General features: G+C 58.9%; 16 protein-coding genes. 10 read left to right on the forward strand and 6 right to left on the reverse strand.

Annotated features, from left to right (window positions below):
• Positions 1-108: 108 nt before the first annotated feature.
• On the reverse strand, positions 109-1,080 hold the full coding sequence (locus tag PMI11_RS22820; protein ID WP_007821777.1) for a helix-turn-helix domain-containing protein: 972 nt from the start codon (positions 1,078-1,080) through the stop codon (positions 109-111).
• Between the two features lie 153 nt (positions 1,081-1,233).
• Positions 1,234-2,160, reverse strand: coding sequence for a helix-turn-helix domain-containing protein (locus tag PMI11_RS22825; protein WP_007821779.1), 927 nt, complete (start codon positions 2,158-2,160; stop codon positions 1,234-1,236).
• Between the two features lie 52 nt (positions 2,161-2,212).
• Between PMI11_RS22825 and PMI11_RS22830 the strand changes: the two genes are divergently transcribed.
• Together PMI11_RS22830 and PMI11_RS22835 are read left to right on the forward strand one after the other, a co-directional pair.
• The gene (locus PMI11_RS22830; RefSeq protein ID WP_007821782.1) at positions 2,213-3,775 is read left to right on the forward strand and encodes a 4-hydroxyphenylacetate 3-hydroxylase N-terminal domain-containing protein; all 1,563 of its coding nucleotides are present in this window, start codon (positions 2,213-2,215) and stop codon (positions 3,773-3,775) included.
• 9 nt (positions 3,776-3,784) lie between these two features.
• Positions 3,785-4,297, forward strand: coding sequence for a flavin reductase (locus tag PMI11_RS22835; RefSeq protein WP_007821784.1), 513 nt, complete (start codon positions 3,785-3,787; stop codon positions 4,295-4,297).
• Positions 4,298-4,349: 52 nt separating this feature from the next.
• On the opposite strand, the gene hpaR is transcribed toward PMI11_RS22835, so the two are convergent.
• On the reverse strand, positions 4,350-4,823 hold the full coding sequence (hpaR, locus tag PMI11_RS22840; protein ID WP_037071949.1) for a homoprotocatechuate degradation operon regulator HpaR: 474 nt from the start codon (positions 4,821-4,823) through the stop codon (positions 4,350-4,352).
• Between the two features lie 120 nt (positions 4,824-4,943).
• On the opposite strand from hpaR, the gene PMI11_RS22845 reads away from it, so the two are divergent.
• The 7 genes from PMI11_RS22845 to hpaI all read left to right on the forward strand — a co-directional run bounded on the left by PMI11_RS22845 (position 4,944) and on the right by hpaI (position 12,015).
• Positions 4,944-5,336 carry a 5-carboxymethyl-2-hydroxymuconate Delta-isomerase gene (locus PMI11_RS22845; RefSeq protein WP_007821788.1) on the forward strand — a complete coding sequence of 131 codons (393 nt, stop codon included), beginning with the start codon at positions 4,944-4,946 and terminating at the stop codon, positions 5,334-5,336.
• A 96-nt stretch (positions 5,337-5,432) separates the two neighbouring features.
• A complete protein-coding gene (gene hpaE, locus PMI11_RS22850) occupies positions 5,433-6,950 on the forward strand; it encodes a 5-carboxymethyl-2-hydroxymuconate semialdehyde dehydrogenase (protein WP_007821791.1) in 1,518 nt (505 codons plus the stop codon).
• Between the two features lie 36 nt (positions 6,951-6,986).
• Complete coding sequence (gene hpaD / locus PMI11_RS22855) at positions 6,987-7,967, forward strand: 3,4-dihydroxyphenylacetate 2,3-dioxygenase (RefSeq protein WP_007821793.1); 981 nt, start codon at positions 6,987-6,989, stop codon at positions 7,965-7,967.
• Between the two features lie 76 nt (positions 7,968-8,043).
• The gene (gabD, locus tag PMI11_RS22860) at positions 8,044-9,498 is read left to right on the forward strand and encodes an NADP-dependent succinate-semialdehyde dehydrogenase (protein WP_007821796.1); all 1,455 of its coding nucleotides are present in this window, start codon (positions 8,044-8,046) and stop codon (positions 9,496-9,498) included.
• 19 nt (positions 9,499-9,517) lie between these two features.
• Complete coding sequence (locus PMI11_RS22865; RefSeq protein WP_007821798.1) at positions 9,518-10,387, forward strand: fumarylacetoacetate hydrolase family protein; 870 nt, start codon at positions 9,518-9,520, stop codon at positions 10,385-10,387.
• Position 10,388: 1 nt separating this feature from the next.
• On the forward strand, positions 10,389-11,192 hold the full coding sequence (gene hpaH, locus PMI11_RS22870; RefSeq protein ID WP_007821799.1) for a 2-oxo-hept-4-ene-1,7-dioate hydratase: 804 nt from the start codon (positions 10,389-10,391) through the stop codon (positions 11,190-11,192).
• Between the two features lie 10 nt (positions 11,193-11,202).
• A complete protein-coding gene (hpaI, locus tag PMI11_RS22875; RefSeq protein ID WP_007821801.1) occupies positions 11,203-12,015 on the forward strand; it encodes a 4-hydroxy-2-oxoheptanedioate aldolase in 813 nt (270 codons plus the stop codon).
• A 259-nt stretch (positions 12,016-12,274) separates the two neighbouring features.
• Here hpaI and PMI11_RS22880 read toward each other — a convergent pair whose 3' ends face one another.
• The 3 genes from PMI11_RS22880 to PMI11_RS22890 all read right to left on the reverse strand — a co-directional run bounded on the left by PMI11_RS22880 (position 12,275) and on the right by PMI11_RS22890 (position 16,443).
• Positions 12,275-13,618 (reverse strand): cytochrome c, encoded by a 1,344-nt coding sequence (locus PMI11_RS22880; protein WP_007821803.1) that lies wholly within the window; start codon positions 13,616-13,618, stop codon positions 12,275-12,277.
• Between the two features lie 96 nt (positions 13,619-13,714).
• On the reverse strand, positions 13,715-15,970 hold the full coding sequence (locus tag PMI11_RS22885; protein ID WP_081493293.1) for a xanthine dehydrogenase family protein molybdopterin-binding subunit: 2,256 nt from the start codon (positions 15,968-15,970) through the stop codon (positions 13,715-13,717).
• An 11-nt stretch (positions 15,971-15,981) separates the two neighbouring features.
• Entirely contained in the window at positions 15,982-16,443 is a 462-nt protein-coding gene (locus PMI11_RS22890) for a (2Fe-2S)-binding protein (RefSeq protein WP_007821807.1), read from the reverse strand.
• Positions 16,444-17,071: 628 nt separating this feature from the next.
• Between PMI11_RS22890 and PMI11_RS22895 the strand changes: the two genes are divergently transcribed.
• Positions 17,072-18,403 (forward strand): adenylate/guanylate cyclase domain-containing protein, encoded by a 1,332-nt coding sequence (locus tag PMI11_RS22895; RefSeq protein WP_007821809.1) that lies wholly within the window; start codon positions 17,072-17,074, stop codon positions 18,401-18,403.
• Positions 18,404-18,562: the final 159 nt, after the last annotated feature.

Raw genomic sequence — 18,562 nt, forward strand, 5'->3', positions numbered from 1 at the left:
CTTTGGAAGGAGTATGGCGGGGTAGAAGAAAACCGTCTTGGGCAGGAGCGCGCCACGACTTGGCTTGAAACGCAACAGGTCGTGGGCTCGTCAAGTATTCATGTCGCGCTATTGTGCGGTTGATGTCAGCGGTCTGAGCAGATCGGTCGGCGCGCAGTCGAACAGATCCTTGAAGCTGCGATTGAAATAGGAAATATCATTGAAGCCGGCTGAATAGGCGACTTCCGCAATCGTTCTTGCGCTCTTTTGATCTTTGATCTGTGCGATCTTTTCACGCACGAGGCGTAACCGCTTGTCACGGATGACCGTCGTGCAGGTCATGCCGATACCCTGAAAATCCTGTTGCAACGTGCGGATGGATACACCGATCCGTGTCGCCAGCCACTTGGCGCAAAGATCGCTTTCCGTCAGATGTCGGTCGATCAGTATGTCGACCATTTGCAGTCGCCGCGACGCGCTGTCGTTAAGAGCGGACATGGCGTCGCCATTTGAGACGAAGGCCTGCCGCGTCGCATTGAACATCAGGTGCCGCAGATTGGCAGAGGCAGCATCCGATGCCGACGTCGACATGATCTTCGCCACCAGCGCCTGCAGCATCATTGCCATCGGATCATAGGCTTCCAGCTTGCGGGCGATGTCGAAATCGATCGGGCTTTCGGCATACATGATCTGGCGCGGCAAATGCAGCGATAGATGATTGCTGAACTGCCCGCCGAAATGGAATGTCGTCGGTCGGGTCGAATCGACGAGAATGCAATCTCCGACATCCAGAATTGCCTGCTGGCCGACATGCTCGACGCCGCAGGATCCTTCGAGCTGCATGATGAGAAAAAGATGTTCGTTGGCGTCTCGGCGAATGTCGTCCCAATCGCGATGGACGCGGTCGAGATCATTGGAGACATGGGCAAACTCCATACCGCAGACATCGATACGCCGGGCAGCCCCCGTCACGGCCTTGCCGCTTTCCATCGCTTTCGGATTGAAGTTGCCGCAGATCGACTGGAGGTCATTGGTCCATTGATCATAGGAAACGGTTGCCCACGCGCTTTGCATCAGGGCCTGATTATTCAAGAGTTCCAACTCTGCCTCCCAACAGTGTCAGTCGACGATATTTCGTCTCGCGCAAATCTCCCATAAGCGCAAAAAGGCGGCAACCACCTGAGACTGGTAAAATGGAAGAGTGTCGAAGATCCGTCGTACTGTCAATATACTTCACATGTTAAATACAATCCGTCATTCGCGTCTATCCGCATCGACTATGTTTTGCCGCCGCCATTCGCTGGGCGGCATGCCGGTTCGCGTACGGAAGAAGCGCGAGAAATAGGCGGCATCCTTCAAACCTACCTCGTAGGCTATGTCTTCAAGCGGACGGATGGTGAAAAGCAACAGCCGCTTGGCCTCGATCAGACGGCGCTCGGCAATCATATCCTTCACGCCCCGGCCGAAAGCCATATGCGCGGCCTTGGCAAGAAGATGCGGCGTGGTGCCAAGGCTCGAAACGTAGCGCTCGACCGGCCAGTTCTCACGAAAATGCCGGTCGATCAGCCGTCGAAGTTCGGTAGAAAGCAAGCGTTGCGGCGATTGCGCCAGCATCGGCGCGTCCGAAGCCAGGCGCCCGATCTGGGTCAGCGCGGCAGCGGTCAGCGGTGGGATGATCTTGTCGGCCTGCCCTCTTTCCTCGGCATACTCCTCCAGGATCAATCGCATGGTGCTCCCCAGTCTCTGCCAGAGCGCCTCCGCGCCCTGTCCCGTCACCATCACCGGGCGATCGGTCGGCAGGGTCGTCTGACCGGCGATCGATGGCAGCAGACTGTCTGCGATCGACACGACGATCGCGTCTGAGACAAGCGGATCGACGTTGAAACCGTGAACCACGCCGCTCGGGACGAAGCTGACGGCAGGCGCCAAAAAGTCCAAACGTTGATCTTCTATAAAATAGAAACCGCTGCCGCTGGTCCAAAAAGTGACCTGCATCATCCGATCATGCTTGTGGGCTCGGACCTGGCCGGAATGGAGATTTGCTCGCGCCATCACCGTTTCCACATGAAGAAAACCGATCTCCAAAGGACGATCCGGTTCGCCATAAACAAAGAAACTTGGGACGATATCGCTCATGTCGGTCACCGAGAAAAGTACAAGTGATTTCTCTATTCTGTGCATGGTGGAGGGCGGACGCAAGGACTAGCTTTGACCGACATCATAGGAGGAGACGATGAGAGCAGAAGAGTTCCGGGCCGATACCAAGCGGCCTTTCACAGGCGAGGAATATCTAGCCAGCCTGCGCGACGGCCGCGAGGTCTACATCAATGGCGAGCGCGTCAAGGACGTGACGGCGCATCCGTCGATGCGCAATTCCGTGCGATCGCTTGCAAGGCTCTACGATGCGCTGCATGCGGAGAAGACGAAGGATCGCCTGACATCGCCGACTGACACCGGCTCTGGCGGTTACACCCACAAATATTTCCGTGTCGCAAAGTCCTCCGCCGATCTCGTTGCCCAGCAGGGTGCGATTGCCGATTGGGCTCGCATGTCCTACGGATGGATGGGTCGCACCGCCGACTACAAAGCGGCATTGATGAATACGCTGGGCGCCAATGCCGACTGGTATGGTCCCTTCAAGGACAATGCGCTTGCCTGGTACAAGCGCGCCCAGGAAGCGGCCCTGTTTATGAACCACGCGATCGTCAACCCACCGATCGACCGCCACAAGCCGGCGGATGCCGTAAAAGACGTGTTCGTGCATATCACCAAGGAAACCGATGCAGGCATCTATGTCTCGGGCGCCAAGGTAGTGGCGACGTCCTCTGCGCTGACGCACTACAATTTTCTGGCGCAAAGTTCGGCGACGGTTACAGAAGACCCGTCGCTGTCAGTGATGTTCATCGTTCCGATGAACGCGCCTGGCATCAAGATGTTTTGCCGCGTTTCTTATGAGGAAACCGCAAACCGCGTCGCCACGCCATTCGACTACCCGCTCTCTTCCCGTTTCGATGAGAACGACGCCATCCTCGTTCTAGACAATGTCTTCATCCCTTGGGAAGACGTGCTGGTTTTGCGCGATGCGCCGAAGATCCTGTCCTTCCATCCCGCTTCCGGGTTCATGCACGGCTATTGCTTTCAGGGCTGTACGCGTTTTGCCGTCAAACTCGATTTCCTGGCAGGTCTGCTCGCCAAGGCTTTGCGGGCGACCGGTGGGGATGCCTTCCGGGGCAATCAGGCTGCACTTGGCGAAGTCATCGCGTTGCGTCACATGTTCTGGAGCTTTTCCAATGCGATGGCCTACAATCCGATCCCTTGGGCGAGCGGCGCGGTGCTTCCGAATCTCGAAGCGGCCCTTGCCTATCGCACTTTCATGTCGGAAGCCTATCCCCGCGTAATCGAGACGGTTCGCAAGGTCGTCGCCTCGGGACTGATCTACCTGCCGTCCTCGGCTAAGGATTTCGGCAATCCCAACATCGATCGTTATCTCAGCCAATATGTGCGTGGCTCCAACGATATGGGCCATATCGAGCGCATCAAGATCATGAAGCTTTTGTGGGACGCAACTGGGACCGAGTTCGGCGGACGACATGCGCTCTACGAGCTGAATTATGCCGGGGCACCGGAAGAAGTCCGCCTTCAGGTGCTCAAGGGAGCCGAGCGTGGCGGTCGACTGCGCGAAATGGAGGCCTTGGTCGATACGTGCATGAGCGACTATGACGAGAACGGCTGGACCGGCGATACCTGGTTGCCGCCGATCGGCGATGCAGACACGTTCCAATCGGCAGCTGAATAGGAGGCGACCATGGAGGAGGCCGTTTCCAAGACCGAGTTCCGCAACGCTATGGCGCGCGTCTGCGCGCCGGTCAACGTCATCACCACCAACGGACCCGCCGGACGCGGCGGGTTCACGGCAACTGCCATGTGCAGCGTGACCGACGAGCCGCCGACACTGCTCGTGTGCATGAATAGTCGATCCGCCCAAGCTGCAATGTTTCTGGAAAACCACCGGTTCTGCGTGAACGTGTTAAGCCATGACCACAGAGAACTGGCAGGGAAATTTGCCGGGTCAACCGCCGATATGGAGGCGCGCTACGCCTCTGCGGACTGGATCGCAATGCCTTCAGGCACGGATGCTCTCGCCGATGCGATCGTCTCGTTTGATTGCGAACTGTCGGAGGCAAGACTCGTCGGCAGCCATCACATCTTCATCGGGCGGATCGCCGGCATCAGATCCCGCCCCGATGGGAATGCGTTGCTTTATTTTGACCGGAACTATGTCCATGTCCCGACGCAACTTGGCAGCTTCGGGGGATGAAGCGGGAGAGTTGTCTGCCGCCTTGCTTTACCAAGGCATGGGAGGCATCCGGCTACTTGTTCAGCGTCGCCAGTTCGTCGAGCATATCCAGCAGCATATCGATCCGTTCCCGACCAAACCGCTGCTCTAGCGCCGTGTAAATCATACGGCTGTCGGGGCTGACTTCATTGATGACCTTCAACCCGGCGGCTGTGATCTCGAGCAGAATGCGGCGACCGTCTTCAGCATCCTTGCTCTTGGTGATGAAGCCACGTTCCTCCAGGGACCGGATGATCCGCGTCAGGCTAGGCGCTAGAATGAAGGCTCGTTCCGATAGCTCTGAGGCATCCAATGTTCCGGCTTCCGCCAGAATGCGGATCACCCGCCATTGCTGTTCCGTTACGTCATGCAGCGCCAGCATCGGACGGAAATGCCCCATCACCGCCTCACGCGCCCGAAGCAGCGCAATGGGCAGCGAGCGGCGAGTGTCACGGGGAAGAAGAGCGTCCTGCACTATGCCATGCGTTTCAGGGGATTGTCTCGTCATAAGGGTTCTATGGATCAATTTTTTGCGGCGCGCAACGAGCCGCGTGACCGTCACCGTTGACAGGGCCACAAATATTGTTAACATGTTAAATATATAAGGCACAGTGGCGCGGGAGGAACGATGCCGCATTTCACGATGGATTATTCGGCCAATCTAGATCGGATCGTGGACTTCGACGCGCTTTGTCGCGTGGTTCATGCGGAAATCCTGAAAACGGGCCTGTTCGAGGTCGGCGCGGTGCGGGTGCGCGCCATTCGGTGTGAAGCCTATGCGATCGCGGATCTTCTTGCTGAGAACGCTTTCATCGACATGTCCTTCCGTATCGGCGAGGGGCGCAGCGACGATGATAAGCGCCGGACCGGTGAGGCGATCTTCCAGGCGGTGACGCGGCACCTGGACACTCTTTTTCAGACGCCGCACTTTGCCCTGACGTTCGAAATCCGTGAGATCAATCCCGCACTCAGCTGGAAGAAGAACGCCATTCATCCGCGCCTTCGCAAAACGAACGGCTAGGTAGCCCCAGCCGGAATCCAGACGCGACAGTCGGCGAAACAGGGCTTCAGCTGCCGCCTTTCAGGCGCTGCAAGATCAGCAATATCGGAGAAGAAAATGTCGACATTTGAAAATAACGTTGCGAAAGCAGAATCTTATTTAGCTCGCTTCCGTGAGCAAGGCGTATTGAACCATATCGATGGGGAAGCGGTTCCGGCTGCCGACGCTACGACCTTCGATGTCATTTCTCCGGTCGATCTGAAGGTGCTGGCAAAAGTTGCGCATGGTAAGGCAGCCGATGTGAACCGCGCAGCGAAGGCGGCGAAGGCAGCCTTTCCAGCTTGGGCGGCAATGCCGGGCGATGCGCGCAAGGCGCTGCTGCACAAGATAGCTGATGCCATCGTGGCGCGTGCCGAGGAAATCGCCTTCACCGAATGCATGGATACCGGCCAATCACTGAAATTCATGGCAAAGGCTGCGCTACGCGGCGCGGAAAACTTCCGTTTCTTCGCCGATCGCGCCGCAGACGCTCGCGACGGAAAGAGCTTGCGCGCCAACGGCCAAGTCAACATCACCAGCCGCGCGCCGATCGGACCGGTCGGCGTCATCACGCCCTGGAACACACCTTTCATGCTGTCGACCTGGAAGATCGCACCGGCGCTCGCGGCCGGCTGCACCATCGTCCACAAGCCGGCGGAATTCTCACCGCTCACGGCGCGGCTGCTGGTCGAGATCGCCGAAGAGGCGGGCTTGCCCAAGGGTGTCTGGAACCTCGTCAACGGCCTCGGTGAGGACGCCGGTAAGGCGCTGACCGAGCATCCTGATATCAAGGCAATCGGCTTCGTCGGCGAGAGCCGGACTGGCTCGATGATCATGAGACAGGGTGCAGATACGCTGAAGCGCGTGCATTTCGAGCTTGGCGGCAAGAACCCCGTCATCGTCTTTGCCGATGCCGATCTGGAGCGCGCGGCTGATGCCGTCGTCTTCATGATCTATTCGCTGAACGGAGAGCGCTGCACCTCCTCCTCTCGCCTGCTGGTCGAAGAGAGCATCTACGACCGGTTCACTGCAATCATCGCGCAGAAGGCCAAGCGCATCAAGGTCGGCCATCCGCTCGATCCCGAAACCGTCATCGGTCCGTTGATCCATCCCGTCCATGAACGAAAGGTGCTGGAATATATCGCGATCGGGAAACAGGACGGTGCGACAGTGGCGGCAGGTGGCGTCAAATTCGACGGGCCAGGCGGCGGATGCTACGTCGCGCCGACCCTGTTCACTCGGGCAAATAACCAGATGCGCATCGCCCAGGAGGAAATTTTTGGGCCCGTGTTGACCGCGATCCCCTTCAAGGACGAGACTGATGCGCTAGCGCTCGCCAACGACGTGCAATACGGGCTCACCGGCTACGTCTGGACCTCGGACGTCACCCGCGCTTTCCGTTTCACCGAGGCGCTGGAGGCCGGAATGATCTGGGTGAACTCGGAAAATGTGCGCCATCTGCCGACGCCCTTCGGCGGCGTCAAGAATTCCGGCATCGGACGAGACGGCGGCGACTGGTCCTTCGATTTCTACATGGAAACCAAAAATGTTGCCTTTGCCACTACGGCGCATCCGATCCAGAAGCTCGGCGGCTGACCGCGCGGTGCACACTTAAACTACGGAGGAACCTTCATGCCCCTGCCCACACCCAATCTCTACCCGCCCTTCAACATCGTGCGCCTCAGCCATGTCGAGCTTGCCGTCACCGATCTTGCGAGGTCTCGTGCCTTTTACGTCGATACGCTCGGCCTGCAGGTGACCGATGAGACGGCGGACACGATCTATCTGCGCGCACTCGAAGAGCGTGGCCATCATTGTCTCATCCTGAAGAAGGCTGGCATTGCCGAAGCAGGCGACCTTGGTTTCAAGGTGTTTTCCGACGAGGACCTCGATAAGGCGGAACATTTTTTCAAGGCCAAGGGCTTGCCGGTCGAATGGATCGAACGACCCTACCAGTCGCGCACCTTCCGGACCCGCGATCCGCATGGCATCCCGCTGGAATTCTATTCGAAAATGGACCGGCTTGCGCCGATCCATCAGAAATACGCCCTCTATAAGGGGGTAAAGCCGCTCAGGATCGACCATTTCAACTGCTTTTCGCCTGACGTCGACGAGAGCGTTGCCTTCTATAATGAGATCGGTTTCCGAGTGACGGAATTTACTGCCGACGAAGAGACGGGCAGGCTCTGGGCCGCCTGGACACACCGGAAGGGTGGCGTTCACGACATCGCGTTCACCAACGGCCGCGGCCCGCGCCTGCATCACACCGCGTTCTGGGTACCGACGCCGCTCAATATCATCGACCTGCTCGACCTGATGGCGACGACAGGTTGGCTTTCGAATATCGAGCGTGGGCCAGGCCGGCACGGCATATCCAACGCCTTTTTCCTCTACATTCGCGACCCGGATGGCCATCGTATCGAGATCTATTGCTCCGATTATCAAACGGTCGATCCCGATCTGGAGCCGATCAAGTGGGACCTCAAGGACCCCCAGCGCCAGACGCTTTGGGGTGCGCCGGCGCCAAAGTCCTGGTTCGAGGAAGGCAGCCTTTTTGCGGGAGCGCCCGTGGTAGATTCCGTCCTGAAGGCTCAGCCCATCGTCGCGCCGTAACGACCTGACGGTTTCGCCGCAAACCCGGCGAAGCCAAGCCGCCTATCGGCTCACCATAACAGATCGGACCTGGATAATGATCTTGAAAGACCCTTCACTGTTCCATCAGGCGGCACTCGTCGCCGGCGAATGGATTGCAGCCGATCCCTCCAATGCAATCGAGGTGAACAATCCGGCGACCGGTGAGATCATTGGATATGTGCCGAAGCTGGGTGCCGTCGAGGCCAGGACAGCCATCGAGGCTGCCCGCGTGGCGCAGAAAGGCTGGGCTGCCCGCACGGCCAACGACCGCTGTGCGGTGCTTCGCAAGTGGTTCAATCTGATGATCGAGAACAAGGAAGACCTCGCTCGCATCCTGACGCTGGAGCAGGGTAAGCCCTTGGCGGAAGCAACCGGCGAGATCGTCTATGGCGCAAGCTTCCTCGATTGGTTCGCCGAAGAGGGCCGCCGCATCTATGGCGACTTGATCCCCGGCCACCAGCCCGACAAGCGCATCATGGTTATGAAGCAGCCGGTCGGCGTCGTCGCAGCGATCACGCCTTGGAACTTCCCAAATGCGATGATCACTCGAAAAGCCGGTCCCGCCTTCGCAGCCGGCTGCGCCATGGTGTTGAAGCCCGCCTCGCAGACGCCGTTCTCGGCGCTCGCGATTGCGATCCTGGCCGAACGTGCCGGCCTGCCGAAGGGCCTCTTCAGCATCGTCACCGGCTCTGCCGCTGCGATCGGTGCCGAGATGACCTCCAACCCCGTCGTACGCAAGCTGACCTTCACGGGCTCGACCGAAATCGGCACCGAACTCTACAAGCAGAGCGCGCCAACCCTCAAGAAGCTCGGCCTTGAGCTCGGCGGCAATGCGCCATTCATCGTCTTCGACGATGCCGATCTCGACGCTGCGGTCGAAGGAGCACTGATCGCCAAATATCGCAACAACGGCCAGACCTGCGTCTGCGCCAACCGCATCTATGTGCAGGAAAACGTCTACGACGCTTTTGCAGCAAAGCTGGCGGCCGCCGTCGCCAAGCTGAAGACCGGTAATGGCTTTGACGAGGGCGTCATCCTCGGCCCGCTGATCGACAAGGCCGCCCTTGCCAAGGTCGAAGAGCATATCGCCGATGCTTTGGGCAAGGGAGCGCGCATCCTGCAGGGCGGCAAGCCACATGCGCTCGGCGGGACCTTCTTCGAAGCAACCATTCTGACGGATGTCACCAAGGATATGGCGATCGCACGAGAAGAGACTTTCGGTCCGCTGGCGCCGCTCTTCCGCTTCAAGGATGAGGACGACGTCGTTGAGCAGGCAAACGACACCGAGTTTGGCCTCGCTTCCTACTTCTACGCCAAGGATCTCGCCCGGGTATTTCGTGTGGCCGAGGCACTGGAATACGGGATGGTCGGCGTCAACACTGGGCTGATCTCGACGGCCGAAGCTCCTTTTGGCGGCGTCAAACTGTCGGGTCTCGGACGCGAGGGCTCGAAATACGGCATCGAGGAATTCACCGAGATCAAATATGTCTGCCTCGGCGGCATCGGCTGAACTAAATAGGGAGACAACGATGTCCCACTCAAAATTTGTCAACTTTACCCGTGGCGGACAGGCCGGATATGGCTTTCTTGCTGGAGACGGTATTGTCGACCTTTTCGCACGCCATGGCACAAGGTGGCAAACGCTGCGCGAGGTGATCGCCGACGGCGCGCTGCTGGCGCTCGCTGACGAAGCGGCGGGCTTGCAGCCGGATTTTCCGGTCTCGGAGATCTCGTTCGAAATCCCCGTTCCCGCGCCGGAAAAGATCATCTGCGTCGGGGTGAACTTCCCCGACCGCAACGAAGAATACAAGGATGGGCAGGCCGCCCCTTCCAATCCCTCCCTGTTCATCCGCTTTCCGCGCTCGTTCACTGGCCACGGCCAGCCGCTGATCCGCCCGCCGGAAAGCCCGCAGCTCGACTACGAAGGCGAGATCGTCATCATCATCGGCAAGGCCGGCCGGCGCATCCGCGAGGTTGACGCATTGACCCACATTGCGGCGCTGTCTCTGTGTAATGAAGGCACCATCCGCGACTGGGTCCGCCATGCCAAGTTCAACGTCACCCAAGGAAAGAATTTCGACCGCACCGGCTCGATCGGCCCTTGGCTCGTCCCTTATCGTCACGAGAGTCAGCTTGCCGACATCAAGCTTCAGACACGAGTTAACGGCGATGTCCGTCAAAACGACCGCACCAGCCGAATGATCTTCTCGTTTCGCAAGATCATCAGTTACATCTCGACCTTTACCACGCTTGTTCCGGGCGATGTGATCGTCACCGGCACACCGACAGGTGCGGGTGCCCGCTTCGATCCGCCGGTCTGGCTCAAGCCCGGCGACATCGTCGAGGTCGAGGCCGACGGCATCGGCATCTTGCGCAACACGATCGCTGACGAGGTATGAAATGCTGACATCCGACGAGATCAGACAGGCGGCCGAGCGTCTCGATATTGCTGAGCGGACGCGTGAACAGACCGAGCTTCTGTCGCTACGGCATCCGCATATGACGATGGACGACGCCTATGCCGTGCAATCGGCCTGGGTGAAGAAGAAGGTCGCTGCCGGGCGCAAGGTGATCGGTTGGAAAATCGGACTCACGTCAAAGGCGATGCAATATGCGCTCAACATCGACACGCCGGATTCCGGCGTACTGCTCGACGACATGCTGTTCGAGGACGGAGCCACCGTGGCTGCCGACCGTTTCATTCAGCCTCGCATCGAGGCGGAGATCGCCTTCATCATGAAAGGCCCAATGAAAGGCCCCGGCGTCACCGTATTCGACGTGTTGAACGCCACAGATTACATTATCCCAGCCCTCGAAATTCTCGATACGCGCATCCTCAGGGCCGATCCGGCAACAAAGAAGGCCCGCACCATCGTTGACACGATTTCTGACAATGCGGCCAATGCCGGTATCGTGCTCGGTGGTCGCATGGCTCGGCCCGACACCGTCGACATGCGGTGGATCGGAGCAATCGTCAGCCGCAATGCTGAGGTTGAGGAGACCGGTCTGGGTGCCGGTGTCTTGAACCAGCCGGCGCGCGGAATTGCCTGGCTTGCCAATCGGCTGGCCCAGTATGGCGACGGTATCGAGGCGGGACAGATTGTCCTTGCGGGCTCCTTCATCCGACCGATCGAGGCGCGTCACGGCGACACCATCGTTGCTGATTTCGGACAATTCGGAACGGTCAGCAGCCATTTCGCATAGGAGAATTACCATGCCCGCGCCCAGAAACGCCTTCAAGAGGGCCTTGGCCGAAAAGCGCCCGCAACTTGGACTCTGGCTGGCGCTTGCAAATCCCTATACGGCGGAGATCTGTGCTGGTGCCGGCTATGACTGGCTGCTGATCGACGGAGAACATGCTCCGAACGACCTGCCGCTGATGACCGCGCAATTGCAGGCGCTCAAGGGATCGCTGAGCCACCCGGTCATCCGTGCACCTGTTGGCGAGACCTGGATCCTCAAACAGATCCTCGATATCGGCGCGCAGACGGTCCTGGTCCCAATGATCGAGAGCGGCGAACAGGCAAAGGCGATGGTGCGCTCGGTGCGCTACCCGCCACACGGCGTGCGAGGCGTCGGGGCAGCGCTTGCCCGTGCTTCTGAATTCAATCGTATTCCAGATTACCTGCAGACCGCCAATAATGAGGTCTGCCTATTGCTGCAGATTGAGAGCCGTGCCGGGTTGGACGCAATCGATGAGATTGCTACCGCCGACGGCGTGGATGGGGTCTTTATCGGTCCGGCCGATCTCGCCGCCGATATGGGTCACCTCGGCAAACCTGGCGATGCAGAGGTTCAACAAGCGGTGGAAGCGGCGTTGATCCGTATCCAATCGCATGGCAAGGCCGCCGGCATCCTGACCGCCGATCAGTCTCTTGCCAAACACTATCTCGCACTAGGCGCCACATTCGTGGCCATCGGAAACGATGTCAGCTTACTGGCGAGCAGCGCCTCGCGCCTGCTGTCAAACTTTCGCAACGCGCGTCCCGATGGCGGCGGAAGCGCGGCCACGGCCGGCATCTACTGAAGCAGGTGGCGAACTCGCCCACTGCTAAAGACGCGGCCCGATCGAGCCAATGCGCAAGCTTGAACGTTTCGAGGCATCAAAGCGGCCGGGCTTCATGGAAAAAGACCGGAAAAGCTGGTGTCATCAGCTTCGCGCAATTATTGAACGCCTCGGGACGAATTGAGGGCAGTCGCCCAAATCTGACTGAAGATGGGCCGGCGAATTGAAGAGCCTTTTGAAAGATTAGAACTGGCGCTGATCAGACTCGCGCACGGACAGATCACCGCATCTGAAGAATGATGACCTCGCTAGTTGCTGCATCACTATGCTCACGCATCGCGCCGACTGCTTGGGCGGCAACAGGGGGCGCCTCGTTGCCCCAAGAGGATCGGATATATGTCATGAGATCGGCGATCTGCTGGTCCGACAATTGTTCGCGGAAAGAAGGCATCCTGTATAAGTCCGGGGTGCCGCCGCTGACGACACGGAGCGACCCGTTCAGGGTTATATTGATCATCGATGCGGGGTCCTTGGAGAGGACTGCACTGGTCCCGGCAAGCGGCGGCATCCAAGGGCTCCTTCCCTTGCCGTCTGGTCCGTGGCAAAAACCGCACCGGGCTGCGTAGGCTTGCGCGCCCGGTAGAACGGACATTGCTCCGGTGGTGGAGGAAGATTGCAACAGGCCGGGTTTGTAGACCCATGGCTTCCCGTCCCGCTCGGGGTCGCCCTCAAACGACTTCAGATAATGGGCAATGGCTGAAAGATCCTCGTCTGAGACGAAGGCTGTCGAATTGTTGACGACTTCGGCCATCGGACCGAACACGACACCATGCTGGTTACGGCCATCCTTGAGATAGGCGACAATGTCCTGCTCGCTCCAGCGCCCGAGACCGGTATTGTGATCATTTCGCAGGCTTGGCACGTACCAGCCATCAAGATTGGTGCCAGACAGGAATTGCGGTTTGCCACCGTCTAGCGACACTTCCTGCATTGCCAGGCCGCGCGGCGTGTGGCATGCACCGCAATGACCGGGACCTTGGACCAGATAGGCTCCCCGATTCCACGACGCGTCCTTCGTCCGATCGGACCGGTATGCCCCATCTGTGAACAGGCTGTTCCAGAAGGCCAACGGCCAACGCATGTTCAATGGCGGGGGAATGCGCGAAGGGCGGTTCGCCTGATGGACCGGCTCAACGTGATTCATGAAATAATTATAAAGTGCCAGGACGTCACCATCGCTTAGCTTTTCATATGACGGGTATGGCATTGCGGGGTAGAGCCGGCGACCATCTGGAGCAACACCTCGACGTACGGCATTGTCGAAATCGGCAAGCGTATAGTTGCCGATGCCGGTCTGCTTGTCGGGCGTGATGTTCGTGGAAAAGATCGACCCGAGCGGCGTGCCCATTTCAAGTCCGCCGGCGAACGCAGGCCCGTCCTTGATGCTGTGACAGGCAACGCAATCGCCCAGGCGCGCGGCATATTCTCCCTGTTGCAGGGTGATGGGTGGCCTCTCGATCGCGGCTCCGTCAAATGGAGAAGAGGGAATGCGTGTTGCAAACCAATAGAGCCAGGCTGCAACGACGATTACAGCGATGGCGAGAAACGCAGGAATTTTTTTCAAGATCGTCTATCCGTATCGAGCCGCATGTTTGGTAGATGGGTGAGATCGTGATCGACGCGGAGACCGAGGATCGACGCGCCAATCAGTTCGCACAGGCTACCGGAGCGATGTCTGCTCGGATTGGCCTGGCACCCTCAGCTTGTGATTTGACAAGGGAAGGCTGCGTATGCGCGCACCAGTGAGTGTCGAAACAGCGTTTGCTATGGCAGCGGGAACACCTGGAAGCCCCGGCTCGCCGATACCCCCCATTTTGGCGCCGCTTTCTATAATTCGCACGTGGACTCGCGGCATATCCGCTAATCGAAGGATCGGATAACCGTCGTAGTTGCGCGCTCTTGGACGGCCATCCTCGTAGACAACCTGCTCGAAGAGCGCAGTCGATACTCCCAATCCGACCGCCGAATTGACCTGCGCTTCGATAATCGCGGGATTGACGATGCTGCCGGGATCAATTGCCACCCAGACATCGTGGACGACGGCCCGCTCGTCCCTGACAGAAACCTCGGCGATGGTCGCAACTTCGGAACCAAAAGGAGAGGCCATGGCAATACCGCGGGCTCTGCGCGTGCCGTCGCCAGCGTCAAATGGTCCGCGACGCCAGCCGCCGGAAAGCTCACCGACAGCGGTGAGTAGCGTCGTCAGACGTTGATTGCCTTTGAGCAATTCCAAACGCCACTCATAAGGGTCTCGTCTTCCCGCATCCGCCATCTCGTCGAAGAACCCCTCGGAGAAGAAGTCCGTCATGGAATGGGCGACCGATCGGAAATGTCCAAGCGACACAGGGTGCGGCACAACCACATGGGCGACGCGCTTGTTGGGAATGGTGTAGGCCTTTTCTGTCAGGCCCTCGACGATCGTCGGGTCGAAAGCCCCCGGTTTGAGGCCGCTCAGATGCCCCCGCGATCCCATGCCGATGGACTCGGCTTCATATGCGAGCGGCAACCCCTCGGCATCCAAGCAACCCCGGAAGCGAACCACACCCATCGGCCGCATCGCATCTCGCAGGAACTCGTCTTCCCGCGTCCAAATCAGCTTGATCGGCTGTCCTGCTGCCTTCGACATCAAGATGGCGTGCTGGAACGGATTGCCGGGTCCATAGAGAAAATGGCGGCCGAAGAATCCTCCGAGCATCGGCGAATTGATTTTCACCATTGCAGGCTCGATCCCAGCGACCTTAGCGGCCGCTGTCTGAAACGCATCCGGAACCTGGTTCGGAAGCCAGAGCTCGAGCGTGCCATCTTCGTTCCATCGCGCCACAGTCGATGAAGGCTCGAGCTGCCCATGCACTAGGTAGGGCGCGGTGTAGGTGGCCTCTATGACGGCGGCAGCACCGTCGAGGATGGTCGTTGCGTCACCAATCTTTTCAGCGTTAATTCCCGGGCCAGGCGTTGCAGCAAGCTTTGCTCGAAACGCGTCCGTGGAAAAATCCGCGGGCAGTGCGCCTGCCGTGCCGGGCGCTGCCTCGTTCCATTCGATTTGCAGCGTTTCGGCCGCCCTGCGCGCGCGCCACCAGCGATCAGCCACGACACCAACTGCGCCCGGCAGGATGTGAATGGAGTGCACGCCGGGCATCGCTCGGACCTGGGCCTCATTGCGGATTGAACGCGGCTCTTGACCGAGCCGCGGCGCATGTTGCACGGCAGCAAGCAGCATGCCGTCCACTTTTATATCGATCGAATAAACGGTTTTGCCGGTGGATTTGGCATACACGTCCAAGCGTGGGATTGGTTTGCCGATCCAACGGAAATTCTTCGGATCCTTCAACTGTGCGTCTGTTGGAATCGGCAATCGCGCGGCATCGACGGCGAGATCGCCGTAGGCCAGTCGCCGGCCAGTCGAAAGGTGGAGGACTTCGCCGGGTTCGGTCGTCAGCTCACCGGAGGGGACGTCGAAGCGGACTGCCGCCGCCTGCAAGAACATCTGGCGCGCAAGAGCGCCAAGGCGTCGCATAGTCGGATAACTGGTCTGTACCGACAGACTGCCACCTGTCACACGCGCGCCGTTCATAACGCGGTAATCTGGGCCGGGAGGAGCGCATTCGACGATGAAACGTGCTGGATCGACGTCGAGTTCTTCGCCGACGATCTGGGCCATCGCCGTGAAAATCCCCTGCCCGCCTTCGATGAACGGGCTTTTCAGCATGACAGTGCCATCCTGGCGGATTTCCAGAAAAGCCGGGATGCGCGTTCCGGGGGCGGCATTCGTCGCGCTTGCGGCACCCTGCGCACGCGCCGCGCCGGGTGGAAGCATGACACCAAGCACCAGGGCGCTCAGCGTCCCACCGAGAAGCGATCGCCGCGAAAGCTGCAGGGGGAAATCGTGCGCGACATCGGAGATGTGGGCTGTCAGCATGTCGAGCGTATTCACGGCGCATCCTCCTTGCGGTCGGATGCCCGGAGGACGGCAGCCTTTATGGCGTTATAGGTTGCGCAGCGACAGAGATTGATCATCGCGTCTGCAATGTCCTGCTCGCTTGGGACAGGATTATGCTTGAGCAGGGCGGTCGCGGCCAGCACTTGTCCAGATTGGCAATAACCGCATTGGGGTACCTGATTGGCAACCCATGCCTCCACCACGCGCTTGCCGATCGCATCCGCTTCGACGCCTTCGATCGTGGTGATCGCTGCGCCGCGAACGCTGTCGAGCGGCGTGACGCAGGAGCGCACCGGCAGACCATCAATGAGCACCGTGCAGGCACCGCATTGCGCAAGCCCACAGCCGAACTTCGTGCCGGTCAGCCCAAGTTCTTCCCGAAGCACCCACAACAGGGGCGTATCCGGTTCCGCATCGATATCATATCGAGCGTTGTTTACGGTGATGTCCATCGACCTTTTCCATTGAAATATCGGTGTGGGATTTTCGCGCCGAAGGCCACGCACGCCGAGACAGGATTATGGATCCGATTTCCAAAACGGCATCCATGTCTCGCAAGTCGATCGGTTCGTCGCAGGAATATGTTCTGGCAATCCTCAAGGCCGCGTGGATCAGTCGCGCTGCGTGCCGTTTGTCCGCACCAGGTGCCGATCCGCGACCCGGGTTTGGTGAAAGCCTTTGCGTTGTAACCAAGGTGGTTTGATTGTGCCGCCAAGGGCGCTGCGGGTGATGCGATTTGGGCGAGCGCAAGGCCTTTGGCGCGAGGCGTGGCGTTCACAAAAATCAAGACAACATTTGTCGACAGCACTGGCCCGCCTCATTGAATTCAGCGATAGGATACGCGGGCAGACGGGGGTGGATTAGATGCAAACTTCTAATTGAGGCCATAAGGGACGCTTATTAATCCCGTTGCTTGATTGACGGTCTTGGCGGTGATGATGCCGCGACGCGCATCACAATAATTTTTCACCTTGACCGTCCGGCCCCGAGGCGGGACCCTCGTTGCGTGGCCGCAGGTTCGTTTAGGCGTCAGTGCAATTCCGGTCGATCCGCAAAAACCATGTCACGCAGAGGTTGGAATTGGAAGAAAAAGCAAAGCCCATAACACCAGTCGACGTGGCGCTCGCGGACGCGGAGAGGAGAGGGTTCTTGTTTGCGGTGTACGGGCGAGCTTTGGCAATCGGCGTCGTGGCGTTATTTTCTCTTTGGGGATATTATTTCCCGACCAATATCGTTGTGTCGCTTGCCACTTTCTTTGTGGCGCTGCTTGGACTTGTGCCGCTCATATTTTCCGGACGACGTCCTGAACGGATCGCAAGGCTTGCGTTATTTGCCTTCGACCCCCTTCTGATCTCGGCCCTCTTGGCATTTGCCCCACTCAGCAGCGGTGGTGACGTGCCCCAAAATCTTGTTTTTCTGACGAGCCGCGTTCAGAATTACTATTTGGTGATCGCCGCAGCGGTGCTGACGCTTTCGCCCCTCGTTGTACTATGGACCGGTTTCTGGTCACTAGCTGGCCTCGGGTTGGCTACCCTTTCCATTACCCAGGGTGTGGGAGATTATCTGACCTTCAACGACCTTCCTCCCGGGCCATCGCGTGACGTGTTCATCGCGGTTGTTCTCAATCCGAAGTTCATCGGTCTATCGTCGCGGTTCCAGGAAATGTTGATGATCGGTGCCGTAACCGGAATTACGGCATTCGCCGTTCATCGCGCAAAGTTGGTCGTTAGGGCACATGCGAGCGCCGAAGCGAGAACGCGTCATGTTCGAAGCCTATTCGGGCAATACGTACCAGCCCCCGTCGTGGAAGCGCTCTTGGACGAGGGCCACCTTGCGCCGCAACTCAGGGAAGCGACGGTAGTTTTCGTCGATATCGAAGGCTTTACCCGGATCACGGAGAGCATGCCGCCCACAAAGCTGATCCCGCTTCTCAATGAGATCTTCACGACTATTACCGATCTCGTCGGACAAGAAGGCGGTATCGTCATCGGCTATATCGGCGATGCGGTCGTTGCTACGTTCAATGCTCCCGTTTCGTTGGCCGATCATGCTGCGCGAGCCATCCACGCAACGAAGTCTCTTCTTCAGAGCGTCAATGGTAAGCAGTTCCGGGGCGAAACGATCCATCTCCGGATTGGAGTTGCAACGGGGCCTGTCGCGGGTGGCACCGTGGGTAGTCCTGATCGCCAGACATATACGGTCTACGGCGACGCGGTAAATCTGTCTCAAAGACTGGAAGCGCTCAACAAGGAGCTAGGAACCAGATGCCTAATCGGCGCGACGACTGTCGAAGCCGCAGGAGATCGGGCAGGCAACCTCCGATCGCTTGGCACCGTTCCCATACGCAATCGCACGAAACCAACGGCCGTATATACGCACGCCGATCGTCCGGCAGAACGCCCCGGTATATGACGATCAGCCTTCTGGCACCGATTGCGCTCTAGTGGCGCCAGTTTAAGACGCCACGGACACGCGCTCGACCGCGATTTTCCTAAGAAGTGCGCTCCAGCGTCGCACTGCGTCACCCCCGGCATCTGTTTTATGGCAATCGGGCTCAAGGCAGCCATAAAG

It is taken from the genome of Rhizobium sp. CF142, from assembly GCF_000281145.1.
Classification (GTDB): Bacteria; Pseudomonadota; Alphaproteobacteria; order Rhizobiales; family Rhizobiaceae; genus Rhizobium.